Consider the following 15,893-nt stretch of genomic DNA (forward strand, 5'->3'; position numbering starts at 1 on the left):
CCGCTCCTGACATCCGCCGCCGGTAGATCGGCGGCGGATGTCAGGAGCAGCGGCATTTTTCATGCCCCGTGCTAGATCTTGGCCGCTACTTCCGCGGCCGTGGGGTACGCGGTTTGCGTGCCCTTCCTCGTCGCGGCCAGGGCAGCCGCAACTGAGGCATAACGGGCTGCCGCCACGAGGGAGTCGCCGGCTGCGAGGCGTGCGGCAACCCCTCCGGTGAAAGCGTCGCCGGCCCCTGTGGTGTCCACGGCGTCCACAACTGTGGGTGCAATGCGAACCACCGGCTCGGCCGTGTTGGTGGAATCCAGCACCACCGATCCGTCCGCGCCCAGCGTTAGCAAAACTTTCTGCAGTCCGCGCCCGGCAAACGCGCCGACGGCGTCAAGCCACGCATCCAGGGGAGCGTCCGCAGATGGCATCGCGAAGCCGCCAAGGAACTCGGAGGCCTCGTGCGCGTTGACGAGGAGAACGTCCGTCAGGTGCGCCAAGGCGTCGGCGACCGGAGCGTACGGCGAAAGATTCAGCAGAACGGTTGCCCCGGCGTCGTGCCCGGCCTGGGCGGCGGCCTGCACGGTCTCCAGCGAGACCTCAAGGCACAAGCACACCACGCCCGCGCCGTCGAACACGGCCGGGGCCATGTCAGCAGGCGTCAGGGTCGCGTTGGCGCCGGCCGAGATAATGATGCTGTTTTCGCCCCGGGCGTCCACGGAGATCACGGCAACACCGGTGGATTCCAAAACGCGCCGAACATGGCTCACGTCCACGCCCGCACCGGCCGTTGAGGCCACGAGCATGTCGCCATTTGCGTCCTGTCCCACGGCACCAATCAGCGTCACGTTCCCACCCAACTTGGCGGCCGAGACGGCCTGGTTGGCGCTCTTGCCGCCAGGGTTCACGGCGAAGCCGTTGCCGTGCAGCGTTTCGCCGGGGGAGGGGAGTCGCTCGGTGTAAATCGTGAGGTCGGCATTCAGGGAGCCGGCAACAACAATGCGGGCGCTCATGAAGCAACCTCGGCAGCAACAGGCTTAGGTACAAGCAACGAGGCGGCAAAGGCTGCTGCTGTGATGATCATGGCAACCACCACCACCGTCACATAGGAACCCTGTCCACCCAGGGGCGCGGTGGCCACGAGGATGGCCGGAAGCACCAGGAAGCTGAGCCCGGCGCCCAGGTTGAAGGCTCCCGCGTTCATGCCAGGCAGGAATCCGGGATTTCCTTCGGGGGAGAGCACCACGCCAAGACCGTTGAGCATGATGTTCACGGTACCGGCGTACATGATGCCCAGCAAGACCGTTCCGGTGATCATCATGGGCAGGCTGTGCAGGCCCAGGAAAGCGATGATGGCCAGGGCCGCAACGCTTCCCAACAGGCCGATGCGGAGCATCTTCGTGTAGCCAATTACGGGGGCGAGGCGTCCGGTGATGGGTCCAAAGATCCAGCCAAGGAGGGCATACGGGGTGAGGATCAGCAGGCTCATCTGCGTGGCACCGATGTTGAAACCGGGGTCGACCGCTTGAACATAGGCGGGCACAATGCCGTTGATGACGGCGAAGATGCCCGTCATGGTCAGCATGGTGGTTAGCAGCGGAGCCCAGGTGGAGCGGCGTCGAAGGTGAACAATTTCCACCATGGGCTGGTCGGTGACCTTTTCCACCTTCCAGAAGGCCATGAAGGAGACAATGGAAACCAAAGCCAGGGCCAGCGCCGCCACGAGCGGGACGGTGGTGATGCCGCCAACCAACTTGGTGGCCTCGTTCAGGGCGGTAAGCAGTGCACCCACGGCTATGACGATGAACAGGACGCCAAGCCAGTCCATGCGGGTTCCGGCGCCGGGCTTGCTTTCCCCGGCAAGAATGAACAGCAACACAACCGCTACAGCCGCGATGGCCACCATGAGCCAGAAGATGCTGCGGAAACCAAAGTGTTCGGCAAAGTAGCCGCCAACGAAGGAGTCAATGCCTGCGATCCCACCGTTGACAGCGGTGACCAGGCCCATGAGTGCGCCGTACTTCTTGGGATCCTTCACGGCGGAATGGAGCATGATCAGGCAGAGCGGAACCGTGGGTCCGCTGACGCCCTGGATGATGCGGCCAACAAAGAGCCACGTGATGTCTGGTGCCATGGCGGAAATGATGGAGCCAACACCCATCATGACCATCATGCCGATGAGAACCTTCTTGCGCCCGATGATGTCACTCAGGCGGGGCAGGAACAAGGAAAAGACGGCGGCCGCCGTGAAGAACCAGGTTTGGGACAGGCCAATCGAGGCCTGGCTGGCGTTGAGTTCCTCGCCCATGGTGACCAGGGCGGGGCTGAGCATTGAGGCGTTGAGCTGGAAGGCCACGCAGGCCGTTAGCAATGCCACCATGAGGGCTGTGACGTTGCCGGACTTCTTCAGGGTTGGCGACAAGCTCATGCGTCAACCTCGCCAATACGCACAAGTGAATCCGTGACCATGTCCCAGAACTTCTTGTGGTCCAGTGTCACGGCTACGGAGGTCTTGCAGTCTGCGGGAGCCGGGGCGCGGAAATCCGCCACGGTCATGCCCAGGGTCAGCGTGCCGGTGAGTTCAATGTCAACGGGCACTTTCACCGTGGTCATGACAGTGGGGTCGATGACGTAGGCCACGGCGCACGGGTCATGAACGGGTGGGAAGTCAAAGCCCTGCGCATCCTTGTACGTCTTGGCGAAGAAGTCCATGAGCTCCATGACGAACTTGGCCGGCTTGGTGCCTACGGCGTCGATCGCGGCAACTACCTCATCGGTGGCCAGCGCCTGGTGTGTCAGGTCGAGGCCAACCATGACAACGTCCCAGCCAGCGTTGAACACAATGTGCGCAGCTTCGGGATCGATCTTGATGTTGAACTCGGCTACGGGGCTCCAGTTGCCCACGTGGTAGCCGCCGCCCATGAGGACAACTTCCTTCACGCGCTCCACGATCCGAGGTTCCTTGCGGGCGGCCATGGCGATGTTGGTCAATCCGGCCGTGGGTACCAAGGTGATGGTGCCGGGTTCGTGGGACATAACAAGCTCAATGATGAGGTCGACGGCGTGGCGCGGGTCAAGTTCGATCGTGGACTCGGGCTGTTCCGGGCCGTCCATGCCGCTTTCCCCGTGGATATCCGGTGCTGTTTCAATGTTGCGGACCAGGGGCCGGTCGCAGCCGGCGGCGAAGGGAACGCCGGTGATGCCAGCGATGGTGCCAACGCTCAAGGCATTGCGGGTTACTTTTTCCAGGGTCTGGTTTCCCACCACTGTGGTCACTGCCAGCAGCTCAATGTTGGGGTTTCCGTGAGCCAGCAGCATTGCTACGGCATCGTCGTGGCCGGGGTCGCAGTCAAGAATGATCTTGCGAGGCTCTGTGGCTGACAGGCTCGGGGCCGTTGCGGCGTTATTGGAAGATGCTTCCGTGTTCACTTAATTTCTCCACGTCGTTGGGGTGGTCCCGGATAACCGGGGGTGGTGCGATGGAATTAGTCTGACACCTGGCCACGCCAGCGTCAAGCGCTTAACGTGATTCGCGTCAAGCGCTTGACCCGCTGTCTTTCCAGCAAACACTCAGGCACGGCTATACGATCTATTCATGCGTCCCCCAGCAAGCCACTCATCGCCCAACAGCGCGCCGCGCAATTCACCAACTCAACGAGTCACCGCCTCCATGGTGGCAGCAAGTGCCGGCGTTTCCGCAGCCACGGTGTCACTCGTAACCAGTGGCAAGACGGCGGGGCGGGTCTCGGCGGAGAATATTGCCCGCGTGGAGTCCGCCATCAATGAGCTGGGCTACGTTGTTGACGGGCTGGGCAGCTCCCTGGCCAAGGGGCGCAGCGACATTGTGATCCTGGTGGCCCCGGACGTTTCCAACCCCTTCTACGCCAAGGTCATTGCCGGAGTCAGGGAGTCCATCGGCAAGGACTTCCAGCTGTTGCTTTCGGTCACCGATGCCGGGCAGACCCCCGCGCCCAGCGATGTGCGACGCTTGCTGGCCCTGCGCCCGGCGGGACTGTTGGTCGACGCGCCCAGCTCAGCGTTCCTCGATGAGCTTCGCGTGCCCGATCCCATGGTGCTGCTCGACGCCGCCGGCGTTGCCAGCGACGCTCCCTCGGTGAACTTCGACGTAGCCCAGGGAGCCCGGCTGTTGGCGGAGCACCTGGCCGCACTGGGGCACCGGAAGGTGGCGTACCTGGACAGCTCAACCGGAACCACAACCTTCCAAGTTCGCCGTGAAGCCTTTGCTGCTGCCGCGGCCGGTCTGGGTCTGGAAGTGGTGGCCACAACGTCCTCAACAATCGACGTCGGCACGTCGGCGCGGGCTTTCACGCAGGCCTGGGCAGGGTGGTCCCGGAAAGGAACCACCGCCGTCGTCTGTGCCACAGATACCCACGCCTACGGTGTTCTCCAAGAAGCGCGCGTTGCGGGGATCGCAGTTCCCCAGGCGCTCGCCGTCACGGGGTTCGATGATTTGCCATATTCGGAATCCTCCAACCCTTCGCTGACCTCGGTCCACCTGCCGGCCTTTGAAATGGGCAGGCTTGCCGGAAAGCACCTGCTGGCGCTCATCTCCGGTGATGAAATTGAACGCCCAGACCTGAGCCTGGAGGCAACTCTTGTGGTGCGCGGCTCCACAGCAGTCCCCGCAGGCCTGTGACATTCATCGGTTCGGGGTGCAATCAGCGCCTTTAATGCCGGCACGGAGGGTTCACCCAGATTCACCATCTAAACTGGTATCTCGTGAGCGCAGAAAATACTTTGACCCCTGAACCCAGTGATGTCTCCGAGCAGATGCTTGTTCGTTTGGACAAGCGTGCCAAGCTGCTTGAGCGGGGCGAGCAGGCCTACCCGGTAGGGGTGGGTCGTACCCACACGGTTGAGGAAATTCGGGCCAAGTACCCGGATCTCGAAGCAGACACCGCCACAGGTGAAATTGTTGGCGTGAGCGGCCGCGTTGTCTATGTGCGCAACAAGGGCAAACTGTGCTTCGCCACCATGCAGTCCGGAGAAGGCACCCGCCTCCAGGTCATGCTGTCCCTGGCCAACGTTGGTGAAGACGCCCTCGCTGACTGGAAGTCCCTCGTTGACCTCGGAGACCACGTGTTCTTCAAGGGCGAGGTCATCAGCTCCCGGACCGGCGAACTCTCCATCATGGCCAGCGAGTGGTCCATGGCGTCCAAGGCACTGCGTCCGCTGCCAGTGCTGCACGCCGAACTCTCCGAAGAGATGCGCGTCCGCCAGCGCTACGTTGACTTGATTGTCCGTGACGATGCACGCCGTCAGGTGCGTGCCCGCTCCGCCGTCGTCAAGGCAATCCGTGACACCCTCCACGGCGAGGACTACATCGAGCTCGAAACACCCATCCTGCAGCTGGTCCACGGTGGCGCCTCGGCCCGCCCGTTCCGGACCCACCTAAACGCCTTCGATCAGCCCATGACCCTGCGCATCGCTATTGAGCTCTATCTTAAGCGTGCGGTAGTTGGCGGCATGGACAAGGTCTTTGAAGTTGGACGCATTTTCCGCAATGAAGGCGTTGACTCCACGCACAGCCCCGAATTCACCATGCTCGAAGCATATGAGGCATATGGTGACCAATTCACCATGGCTAAAACAATGCAGCGTATTATTCTTGCCGCCGCAGATTCCCTGGGCTCCCGTGTCATTGAAAGCGAACGCGGCCCCATCAACCTCGACGGTGAATGGCCTTGGCTGCCGGTTTACGAAGGTCTTTCCAATGGCGTAGGCCGCGAGATTACTCCGGAAACAACTGCCGAGGAACTTCGCGCAATTGCCGCAGAGCGCGATATCAAGATTGATCAGGCGTGGGATGCGGAGAAGCTAGTCACCGAACTGTTTGGTGAAATAGTTGAACCTACACTTATTCAGCCGACTTTTGTTTGCGATTACCCGCCGTCGGCCCAGCCACTGGCGCGTCCGCACCGGGATAAGCCTAATCTGATTGAAGCCTGGGACCTTATTATTGATGGTCGCGAAACCGGTACCGCATTCTCCGAACTCATTGATCCCGTTATCCAGCGTGAACGCCTCACCCGGCAGTCCCTTGCAGCCGCGGCCGGCGATCCTGAGGCCATGGCGCTCGATGAAGACTTCCTGCGTGCCCTGGAATACGGCGCACCGCCCATGGGCGGTTTGGGATTGGGTGTGGACCGCCTGGTCATGCTCTTCACAGGCGTTGGCATCCGTGAAGCAATTCTCTTCCCTTTGATGAAACCAGAGTAGGAGCAGCACGGTTATGGAATATGTAGCAGTTATCCTGCCTTCATTGGGCGTAGGTGCGCTTTTCTACTTTGCAATGAAGGCTATATTCAATGCAGATCGTCACGAACGTGACGCTTTGGCTCAAGCCGAACGTGATGCGGATTCGAAGACCGATCGTGAAGCCTAAAGAATAATTCCGGTATTGGGCTTTGACGTGAATGAATTTTCCGCCCATAATTTGTGATGAAGTATTCATCAATACTATGTGAGGCGATTAATCACCATGGCACAGAAAATTCATGTCACACTCGTGGATGATATCGATCAGAGCCCGGCCGAGGAGAATATCACCTTCGGCTTGGACGGGATCAATTACGAGATTGACCTCTCTGCAGAAAATGCGCAGTCATTGCGCGATGCGTTGAGCAAGTACATCTCCTCCGGACGCCGTGTAGGGGGCCGCGCCGTTCGCGGACGCGGACCGGCAGCAGCCGCTGCAACAAAGGGTGGTGGCGATGTCGCCCAGATCCGCTCATGGGCCCGCGAGAATGGCTACGACGTTCACGAACGCGGCCGCATTCAAGCTGAAATTCGCGACGCTTACTACGCCGCACAGGGCTAAAACCCAGTTGCAGCGACGGCGGGACCTCCACTTAAGGAGGTTCCGCCGTCGTTCTTTAATCGCTAAATCGCGCGCCGGGGTGGTATTGCTATTTCCCCTGTGGCGAACACGCCCCCATTGTGGCCGGGTACTGCGTAGCATCAAAGTACGCAGTAAAAGGAGTGTGGCGAAATGTTTGAGCGATTTACTGATCGAGCCCGACGTGTTGTTGTGCTGGCCCAAGAAGAGGCCCGCATGCTCAACCACAATTACATTGGCACTGAGCACATTCTGCTCGGCCTCATCCACGAGGGTGAAGGTGTTGCCGCCAAGGCCCTGGAGTCCTTGAACATTTCCCTCGACGGTGTCCGGGAACAGGTCCAGGAAATTATTGGACAGGGACAGCAGGCCCCCAGCGGTCACATCCCGTTCACCCCGCGCGCCAAGAAGGTTCTTGAACTTTCACTGCGTGAGGCCCTGCAACTGGGCCACAACTACATCGGCACGGAGCACATCCTGCTCGGGCTGATCCGTGAAGGTGAAGGCGTTGCCGCGCAGGTGCTGGTGAAGCTTGGTGCTGATCTGGGCCGTGTGCGCCAGCAGGTCATCCAGCTGCTCTCCGGCTACCAGGGCAAGGAACCTGTCGCCAGCGGCAGCCAGCAGCCCGAAGGCCAGCCTGCAGGCTCCGTGGTCCTGGACCAGTTTGGCCGCAACCTGACCCAGGCTGCGCGCGAAAACAAGCTTGACCCTGTCATTGGGCGCGAGCACGAGATGGAACGCGTCATGCAGATCCTCTCCCGCCGCACCAAGAACAACCCTGTGCTGATCGGTGAGCCGGGTGTGGGTAAGACCGCCGTTGTTGAAGGTTTGGCTCAGGCCATTGTGCGCGGGGACGTGCCGGAAACCATCAAGGACAAGCAGCTCTACACCCTTGACTTGGGCTCCCTCGTGGCTGGTTCGCGCTACCGCGGTGACTTCGAGGAACGCCTCAAGAAGGTGCTCAAGGAAATCCGCACCCGCGGAGACATCATCTTGTTCATCGACGAGATTCACACGCTCGTTGGTGCCGGTGCCGCCGAAGGTGCCATCGACGCGGCCTCCATCCTCAAGCCCATGCTGGCTCGCGGTGAGCTGCAGACCATCGGCGCCACCACGCTGGATGAGTACCGCAAGCACATTGAGAAGGACGCCGCCCTTGAGCGCCGCTTCCAGCCCATCCAGGTGCCCGAGCCCACAGTTCCGTTGACCATTGAGATTCTCAAGGGCCTGCGTGACCGCTACGAAGCACACCACCGAGTGTCCATCACCGACGGTGCGCTGACGGCTGCTGCAACACTGGCTGACCGGTACATCTCGGATCGCTTCCTGCCGGATAAGGCCATTGACCTGATCGATGAGGCTGGTGCACGTCTGCGCATCCGCCGCATGACAGCTCCGCCGGAGCTCAAGGCCATGGACGGTGAAATTGCTGCTGTAAAGAAGCGCAAGGAAGACGCCATTGACGCCCAGGACTTTGAAGGCGCCGCCTCGCTGCGCGATGACGAGCAGAAGCTCATCAACGCCCGCGCAGAGAAGGAACGCCTGTGGAAGTCCGGAGGCCTGGATGAGATTTCTGAGGTTGATGAGGAACTCATCGCCGAGGTGCTTGCCAACTCCACCGGCATCCCGGTCTTCAAGCTGACCGAGGCCGAGTCCACGCGTCTGCTGAAGATGGAAGAAGAAATTCACAAGCGTGTTGTTGGTCAGAATGAGGCCATCAAGTCCATCTCGCAAGCCATTCGCCGTACGCGGTCGGGTCTGAAAGACCCCAAGCGTCCCGGTGGCTCGTTCATCTTTGCCGGCCCCACGGGTGTTGGTAAGACTGAGCTGGCCAAGGCACTGGCCGAGTTCCTCTTCGGAGACGAAGACGCACTCATCACGCTGGATATGTCCGAGTACTCCGAAAAGCACACGGTTTCCCGTTTGTTTGGTGCGCCTCCCGGATACGTCGGCTACGAAGAGGGTGGCCAGCTGACCGAGAAGGTCCGCCGTCGTCCGTTCTCCGTGGTTCTCTTCGACGAAGTTGAGAAGGCGCACGCCGACCTCTTCAACTCACTCCTGCAGATCCTTGAAGATGGACGTCTGACCGACAGCCAGGGCCGTGTGGTGGACTTCAAGAACACCATCATCATCATGACCACGAACCTGGGTACCCGCGACATCTCCAAGTCCATCGCCACTGGTTTCCAGTCCGGATCGGATACGCAGACCGGCTACAACCGTATGCGTGCCCGGGTCAGCGAAGAGCTCAAGCAGCACTTCCGCCCCGAGTTCCTGAACCGTGTAGATGACGTTGTGGTGTTCCCGCAGCTCACACAGGACGAGATCATCGAGATCGTTGACCTGATGATTGCTCGTTTGGAGGGCCGTTTGGCTGACAAGGGTATGGGCATCGAGCTCACACCCGCAGCCAAGGTTCTGCTCGCCACCAAGGGTTACGACCCCGCGATGGGTGCCCGGCCGTTGCGCCGCACCATCCAGCGCGAGATCGAGGACCACCTCTCCGAGAAGATCCTGTTCGGCGAGCTCAAGGACGGCGACATTGTCACCGTTGGTGTTGAGGGCGAGGGCGACGACGCCAAGTTCACTTTTGTGGGCACGGCCAAGCCGCACATCCCCGAGGCAATCGCGGCTTCTGCCTAAGGTTGATCGGCAGTAACAAGCAAAGCGGCATCCTCCCCGAGTGGGAGGGTGCCGCTTTTGCTTTGCCTCCCATGCCCAGCGACGGGTCCGGATCGGCATGGCGTGCGCCGAAAACGGGGCCAAGCCATCCGGCACCTCCTAGCCCGATCTCATATCCGCCGAAAACGGGGCCAGGCCGCGAAGACGGCGTATCTTGTGGGGCGGTTCGCGAGTTGACCCCGTTCTCGGCGAAATGGAGCAGTTCCTGAAATATTTCTTGTCCGTTTGAGCGGTAAAACGCCCGCGTTATCCACAGAATTGCCCGGTTCTTCAGGATGCTCTTGCAGCTGCTCGTGCTGTTGAACAGACTCGAAGTATGGAACGACTTCATTTGGCACGACGGTTGGAGCAGGCATGGCCGGACAAGGCGCTCCTTGCCACGTCGGCGGTGCTCGCTGAATCGGGCTTTGGCGAAAGAGCATTGGCAGAGGCGTTGAAAAGCGGGCTGGTATGCCGATTGCGCCGAGGTGTCTACGTCCAGGCAGCACAGTGGCGCTTCCTCAAACCCTGGGAACAAGACAAGTTCCGGCTCCACGCACACTTGTTGACCGTGCGCGGCGATCCCGTCTACTCGTATTTCAGCGCGGCACGCCTGCATGGGTTGTACGTCTGGAATTGCGGTGCAGGGGTCCATGTGACCGGGAAGTCCGCGGTTTCGGGAACGAGCAATGCCAAGGATGTGGTGGCGCATCACGAACCGCTGGCTGAATCGGAGTCTGAGCCGTTGACTCTGCGAGATGGGAACCGCGTGTTGGTGACATCTCTCGAACGGACGGTAGTGGACTGTGCCCGGGTCGGTGCCTTCTCCCAAGCAGTGATAATTGGTGACCACGCTGTGCACAATGGCGCTCGCTTGGAGGTAATGTGGGCCGCTATCGAGGCCATGCCCGGCCGCAGAGGGGTGCGTAAGGCCCGGAGAGTACTGCGTGCAATCGATGGTAGATCGGAATCTCCAGGTGAAAGCCGGACGAGGCTGATCATCGCTGAAATGCCCATTGAGCAGCCAGAACTTCAGAAAGAACTTTTTGCGGGCGATCGGATCTACCGCCCTGATTTTGTGTGGGAAAAACAGAAACTGATTGTCGAGTTTGACGGTGACATTAAGTATTTTGCTTACGGACGCACTGCTGACGTCATCTTGGATGAGCGGAAACGCGAAAAACGACTCACGGAGCTTGGGTGGAGGTTTGTCCGACTCGAATGGAAGGATCTGGCCAATCCGGTCGACGTGAAACGACGCATCATGGCCTGCTACGCGGCACCGTTCTGGAGCGACGCGGCCTAAACACGCAACTTTTCTCGCCGAAAACGGGGCCCACCTGCGAGAACGGTGTAAGTTCTGGGGCGTTTGGCGAGTTCACCCCGTTCCCGGCGAAATGGAAGCGAAATGGCAGGGGCAAAATAGCACAGAAAGCGGAACAGCGGCGGGAGACGGCCATTCTGGCAGCCACGTTCACCAGCGGCAGTCAAGAGTCATAGACTAAAACGGTGACTGCTGATACAACCGCTCCCGTAATTGTCCTCCGTCCCGCCCGGACCTCTGATGTCCACGCAATCAAGGATCTGGTTGCGCCGCTGGCGGAGAAGCGAATCCTGATCTCGAAGGAATCGGTGACGTATTACGAGGCGATCCAAGAGTTTCTCATCGCCGAAGTGGACGGCGAGGTAGTGGGTTGTGGGGCGTTGCACGTCATGTGGGAGGATCTTGCAGAAATCCGGACCCTGGCAACCGCAGATGCTTGGCAGGGCAAGGGGGTTGGTCGCGTCATCGTGGAAAAGCTGTTGGAGAATGCCCGGGTACTAGGGGTCAGCAGGGTGTTCTGCCTAACCTTCGAGGTGGATTTCTTTGTTCGCAACAACTTCACCGTCATGGCAGATCAAAGCGCCGTGGACCCGGCAGTTTACTCCGAACTATTACGTTCGGCCGATGAAGGCATCGCCGAGTTCCTCGACCTGGCCCGGGTTAAACCAAACACGCTAGGCAACACGCGCATGATCCGCCAACTCTGAGCTCCTGAAACCTGATCGTCTCTACCAACGAGCAACGCTGCCGGGTATGGTTCAGGTGAGGCCGGACCCATACCCGGCTTGCTACTTACGGTTGTGCAAATCGGAGGTTTACGGCATGAAAAAGCTCATAAATGATCCCAGAACAGTTGTCGATGAAGCGGTGGAAGGGTTTGGCCAGGCGCACGCGGAACACGTAAAAGTTCATCCGGATCCGCTCTTCATCACGCGCAAAGATGCGCCGCGAGAAGGCAAAGTTGGCCTGATTTCCGGCGGTGGCAGCGGTCACGAACCATTGCATGCCGGATATGTTGGCTACGGAATGCTGGATGCTGCCGTCCCCGGTGCCATGTTCACATCCCCCACCCCCGATGCGATCATTCCCGCCACAATCGCGGCAAACGCGGGCGCCGGCGTGGTCCACATTGTGAAGAATTACACGGGCGACGTCCTGAACTTTGAAACCGCTGCTGAAATGGCCCAGGCCGAAGGCGTGGAGGTTCGGACCGTCCTGGTGAACGACGACGTCGCCGTGGAAGACTCGCTGTACACGGCCGGACGCCGAGGGGTTGCCGGAACCGTCTTGGTGGAAAAGATCGCAGGCGCAGCCGCCGAACGCGGAGACAATCTCGACGCCGTTGCTGCGATTGGCCAGCGAGTCAACGACAACGTACGCAGCATGGGCGTAGCCCTGTCAGCTTGCACGGTTCCCCACGCCGGAGTGCCTAGTTTTGAGCTTGCCGACGATGAGATCGAGATTGGGATCGGCATCCACGGCGAACCCGGCCGTCACAAGATCCCCATGGAAAGCGCCGACGGCATCACTGAACGGCTGCTTGAGCCGATCCTTGCAGACCTCAAACCCGTTGCAGGGGACAAGGTGCTCCTGTTCGTGAACGGCATGGGTGGGACCCCGGCCAGTGAGCTGTACATTGTTTACCGCCACGCGGCCAAGTTGCTTGCTGCCGCCGGAATAGCGGTTGAGCGAACACTTGTGGGCAACTACATCACGGCGCTTGAAATGCAGGGTTGCTCCATTTCGGTGCTTCGCCTGGACGATGAAATGACCGAGCTGTGGGACGCTCCCGTGAACACGCCGGCACTGCGATGGGGGATGTAAATGGGAAACCCAACACTTGATGTCACCTGGGCAGTCGAGTGGCTGCGCAAGAGCGCGGCCGTGGTGGCTGAGAACCGGATGGCCCTGATCGAGCTGGACCGAGTCATTGGCGACGGCGACCACGGCGAGAACCTGGACCGCGGCTTCACAGCCATCCTCGAAAAGCTCGACGCCGAACCGCCCGCCACCCCGGGCGCCGCCTTCAAACTGGCCGCCATGGCACTTATGTCCAAGGTGGGCGGGGCTGCCGGACCCCTATATGGCACAGCGTTCCTGCGCGCCGCAACTACGCTTGGGGACGCGTCTGAACTTGATGCGCCCGCGCTTGCCGCTGCGTTGGGTGCTGCCAGGGACGGTGTGGTGGCCCGTGGCAAGGCAGAAGTAGGGGAGAAGACCATGATTGATGCCTGGACTCCAGCCGTTGACGCTGCTGCCGCAGCCGCCGCCTCGGGAATGGGCCCCGCCGAGTTGCTGGACGCCGCAGCCACGGCCGCCGAAGCCGGTGCGGTCTCCACAGATCCCCTCATTGCCAGGAAGGGCCGCGCAAGCTATTTGGGTGAGCGCGCCATCGGTCACCGGGACCCGGGTGCTGCCTCTTCAGCGCTCATCCTCCGCGCGGCAGCCCAGGCCGCGGGGGTGAACGCATGAGCGTCGGACTTGTGATCGTCTCGCACAGCGCCCAGCTCGCCGCGGGCGTTGTTGAGTTGGCCGCCCAGATGGCCCCCAACGTTGTCCTGATTCCCGCCGGTGGCATGGACGACGGCGGGATCGGGACTTCGCTGGAAAAGGTCATGAACGCGCTCGGGCTGGCAGATACCGGAGACGGTGCCGTGGTGCTGACGGATCTTGGCTCGGCTGTCATGACCACCGACTCGGCACTTGAATTCATGGGCAACCCCGAGACCATCCGGCTTGCTGACGCACCCTTGGTGGAGGGCGCCGTGGCGGCGGCCGTTGCTGCCCAGTCCGGCTCATCGCTTGAGGTGGTCTGCAAGGCCGCAGAGACGGCACTGCAGACCGCGGCAGCTGTCCCAGCAGCGACTGCCGGGTCCACCGGCGTCGAGCCTGTGCGCGGCGGTGACGGGGAAACCATGACGGCAGTGCTCACCCTGATCAACCCCATGGGTCTGCACGCCAGGCCCGCCGCGGTTCTCGCGGGGGAATTGGGTGCCTTGGATGTGGACATTGAGATCAACGGGGTGGACGCGCAATCGGTCATGCTGCTGATGACCCTTGGCGCGGGGCAGGGCACTGAATTGAATGTGAGCGCAACGGGACCCGACGCCAAACGCGCCCTCGATTTGGTGCGCAGCGAAGTAGCGGCGGGCTTCGGCGAACTCTGACGCCTCAAGTATCGGCGGCGGACGATTCCCTCGCGGCAGTAAGATTTCCTCGGTCGCTGGGCGACCTCAGAAATCCATCCCCGCTCCGGGAACCGTCCGCCGCCTTCCTGCCTGCTCGGTCACCCCGGCAGCTGGTAGCCGGCCTCGGACAGCTGGGCCAGGCCGTCGGTCACCAACCCGGCAAGGGCACGTTCAAGTTGGGGTGCGTGGGTATTTAGTGCGTGCAGTTTGCCCAGTTCGGCGGCCACCTCGATGTGCTGCGCGGCGGCTGCCTGATCCCACATCAGATCGGCGTGGATGGGAGTGCCAGCAGCGCGCAGCACTGCCATCACGGCGCCGCGAACCTGCCGGTCGGTGCCAGCCCATGGCTGACCCTTGGGAATGTAGGTGGGTTCGGGCTGGCCGGCCGCGATCCACGCGCACTTGTCAAGGACGGGGCAGTCACCGCATTTGGGGCTTCGGGCCGTGCAGATAAGCGCCCCCAACTCCATGACCGACGCATTCCAGAGGACCGATTCCTGCGTGTTCTCGGGGAGCAGATCGGCGGCCAGCGACATCTCCGCGGCCGTGAGGGCAGGTGCTGGCAAGGCCTGGCCGATCACCAGACGGGCATGGACGCGACGGATATTGGTGTCCACCACGGTTGTCCGGCGGCCAAAGGCAAACGCGGCTACCGCAGCCGCCGTGTAACTGCCCACGCCTGGAAGCGTCAACAAGGCCTCGTAAGTGTCAGGTACGGCGCCGCCATGTTCTGCAACGATCTGCCCGGCTGCCGCGTGCAGGCGCAATGCGCGGCGCGGGTAGCCAAGCTTTCCCCAAGCACGGAGCACATCCGCAGGCGGGGCTGCGGCAAAATCGGCGGGGGTTGGCCAACGCTCCAGCCATTCCTCCCAGATGGGGCGCACCCGCACCACAGGAGTTTGCTGCAGCATGATCTCGCTGACCAGAATTCCCCAGGGTGAACAGTCGCCACGCCACGGCAGATCCCTTGCTTCGCGCTGGAACCATTCCTGGATTTCCGTGTACACCCATTCTCCTTAGTGCTTAGTGGCCAATGTCCGGCCACGACCGGAAGGGCAGTTCAACTCTAGGCCACGCACCCGGGCCGCACTGAAAGGGGTGTGTGCAGCCTTTCATTTTGTGCGGCGGCGTGGTTGTCTTTGCGCAGCTCCGCCCTTGGATACTCTTGGGAGGTGGGAACTACAGGAAAATCCGGTCAGGGCAAGGCCCCAGTGCCTAAGCCTGCCCGGACAACTCCCCAAACTTCCCGGCCGACCACAAAATCAGCTACTCCCCGCATTTCCGCCAAGGTATTGCGCCGCCGCAGGCTTGCAGCCGCAGTTTTGGCGTTGTTGGTCATCGGCGGGCTCGTGGCTGGCGGCATCTACCTTGTGGGCCTGTTGGGCGGAGATGCCAAGAATGACGCCGGAACCTCCCCGGGTGCCAGCAGCAGCCCCGCGGCAGCCAAGGAGGCAGCGAAACCCGGCACCGCGCCGTCGGCCGTGTGCGATGAGGCCGGCATCAAGGTAGTGGCGGCCGTGGACAAAACCTCCTACGGGCCCGAGGAACAGCCCGTGTTGACCTTGCGCGTGACGAATTCGGGGAAGGCGCCGTGCGATATCAACGTTGGCACCAGCCAGATGGAATATCAGATCACCAGCGGTGACGACATCATCTACAACTCCAAGAATTGCCAGCTGGAACCCACCGACCTGGTCAAGAACCTGGCCCCCGGCGCCTCGGAAACGGCCAATATGGTGTGGAAGGTCAAGCGCAATGCCCCCGATTGCGCAGCCGTGGTGAGCTCTCCGGGACGTGGCGGTGCAACGTATTCGCTCGTGGCGATACTGGGCAAATGGTCCAGCGAAAAGGTCACCTTCACGCTGCAGTAAGC

At 61.3% G+C, this 15,893-nt stretch carries 15 protein-coding genes; 11 read left to right on the forward strand and 4 right to left on the reverse strand.

All coding sequences use genetic code 11. The features are described 5' to 3' along the window. Nucleotides 1–71: 71 nt before the first annotated feature. The 3 genes from BLV41_RS16345 to uriH are packed head-to-tail and all read right to left on the reverse strand — an operon-like array spanning nt 72 to nt 3,372. Nucleotides 72–1,001 (reverse strand): ribokinase, encoded by a 930-nt coding sequence (locus BLV41_RS16345; RefSeq protein ID WP_074712510.1) that lies wholly within the window; start codon nt 999–1,001, stop codon nt 72–74. Next, nucleotides 998–2,416 carry a uridine transporter UriT gene (gene uriT, locus BLV41_RS16350; protein ID WP_074712512.1) on the reverse strand — a complete coding sequence of 473 codons (1,419 nt, stop codon included), beginning with the start codon at nt 2,414–2,416 and terminating at the stop codon, nt 998–1,000. Before uriT ends, BLV41_RS16345 begins: the two co-directional genes overlap by 4 nt. Beyond that, the gene (uriH, locus tag BLV41_RS16355; protein ID WP_074713393.1) at nt 2,413–3,372 is read right to left on the reverse strand and encodes a uridine-preferring nucleoside hydrolase UriH; all 960 of its coding nucleotides are present in this window, start codon (nt 3,370–3,372) and stop codon (nt 2,413–2,415) included. The genes uriT and uriH overlap by 4 nt, the downstream gene beginning before the upstream one ends. A 286-nt stretch (nt 3,373–3,658) precedes the next feature. Here uriH and BLV41_RS16360 point away from each other — a divergent pair, with 286 nt between their 5' ends. The 10 genes from BLV41_RS16360 to dhaM all read left to right on the forward strand — a co-directional run bounded on the left by BLV41_RS16360 (nt 3,659) and on the right by dhaM (nt 13,999). Next, a complete protein-coding gene (locus tag BLV41_RS16360) occupies nt 3,659–4,645 on the forward strand; it encodes a LacI family DNA-binding transcriptional regulator (RefSeq protein ID WP_074712514.1) in 987 nt (328 codons plus the stop codon). A 134-nt stretch (nt 4,646–4,779) separates the two neighbouring features. Further along, the gene (gene lysS / locus BLV41_RS16365; RefSeq protein WP_074712516.1) at nt 4,780–6,228 is read left to right on the forward strand and encodes a lysine--tRNA ligase; all 1,449 of its coding nucleotides are present in this window, start codon (nt 4,780–4,782) and stop codon (nt 6,226–6,228) included. 13 nt (nt 6,229–6,241) lie between these two features. Continuing rightward, nucleotides 6,242–6,394, forward strand: a complete 153-nt coding sequence (locus tag BLV41_RS22145; RefSeq protein ID WP_170835489.1) for a hypothetical protein — start codon at nt 6,242–6,244, stop codon at nt 6,392–6,394. A 96-nt stretch (nt 6,395–6,490) separates the two neighbouring features. Continuing rightward, the gene (locus BLV41_RS16370; protein ID WP_044579789.1) at nt 6,491–6,829 is read left to right on the forward strand and encodes a histone-like nucleoid-structuring protein Lsr2; all 339 of its coding nucleotides are present in this window, start codon (nt 6,491–6,493) and stop codon (nt 6,827–6,829) included. A gap of 171 nt (nt 6,830–7,000) precedes the next feature. Beyond that, on the forward strand, nt 7,001–9,490 hold the full coding sequence (locus BLV41_RS16375; RefSeq protein ID WP_074712518.1) for an ATP-dependent Clp protease ATP-binding subunit: 2,490 nt from the start codon (nt 7,001–7,003) through the stop codon (nt 9,488–9,490). 355 nt (nt 9,491–9,845) lie between these two features. Further along, on the forward strand, nt 9,846–10,814 hold the full coding sequence (locus BLV41_RS16380) for a hypothetical protein (protein WP_139244351.1): 969 nt from the start codon (nt 9,846–9,848) through the stop codon (nt 10,812–10,814). 203 nt (nt 10,815–11,017) lie between these two features. After that, nucleotides 11,018–11,539: an amino-acid N-acetyltransferase gene (locus BLV41_RS16385; protein ID WP_244516948.1), complete on the forward strand. Its 522-nt coding sequence runs from the start codon at nt 11,018–11,020 to the stop codon at nt 11,537–11,539. A 115-nt stretch (nt 11,540–11,654) separates the two neighbouring features. Beyond that, entirely contained in the window at nt 11,655–12,656 is a 1,002-nt protein-coding gene (dhaK, locus tag BLV41_RS16390) for a dihydroxyacetone kinase subunit DhaK (RefSeq protein WP_074712521.1), read from the forward strand. After that, nucleotides 12,657–13,304 carry a dihydroxyacetone kinase subunit DhaL gene (gene dhaL / locus BLV41_RS16395; protein WP_074712523.1) on the forward strand — a complete coding sequence of 216 codons (648 nt, stop codon included), beginning with the start codon at nt 12,657–12,659 and terminating at the stop codon, nt 13,302–13,304. Further along, nucleotides 13,301–13,999, forward strand: a complete 699-nt coding sequence (gene dhaM / locus BLV41_RS16400; RefSeq protein ID WP_074712524.1) for a dihydroxyacetone kinase phosphoryl donor subunit DhaM — start codon at nt 13,301–13,303, stop codon at nt 13,997–13,999. The genes dhaL and dhaM overlap by 4 nt, the downstream gene beginning before the upstream one ends. 119 nt (nt 14,000–14,118) lie before the next feature. On the opposite strand, the gene BLV41_RS16405 is transcribed toward dhaM, so the two are convergent. Continuing rightward, entirely contained in the window at nt 14,119–15,027 is a 909-nt protein-coding gene (locus tag BLV41_RS16405) for an HhH-GPD family protein (RefSeq protein ID WP_074712525.1), read from the reverse strand. 165 nt (nt 15,028–15,192) lie between these two features. On the opposite strand from BLV41_RS16405, the gene BLV41_RS16410 reads away from it, so the two are divergent. Further along, nucleotides 15,193–15,891 carry a hypothetical protein gene (locus BLV41_RS16410; protein ID WP_139244353.1) on the forward strand — a complete coding sequence of 233 codons (699 nt, stop codon included), beginning with the start codon at nt 15,193–15,195 and terminating at the stop codon, nt 15,889–15,891. The last annotated feature ends 2 nt before the right edge of the window (nt 15,892–15,893 follow it).

Origin of the sequence: Arthrobacter alpinus, from assembly GCF_900105965.1 — a bacterium.
Classification (GTDB): domain Bacteria; phylum Actinomycetota; class Actinomycetes; order Actinomycetales; family Micrococcaceae; genus Specibacter; species Specibacter alpinus.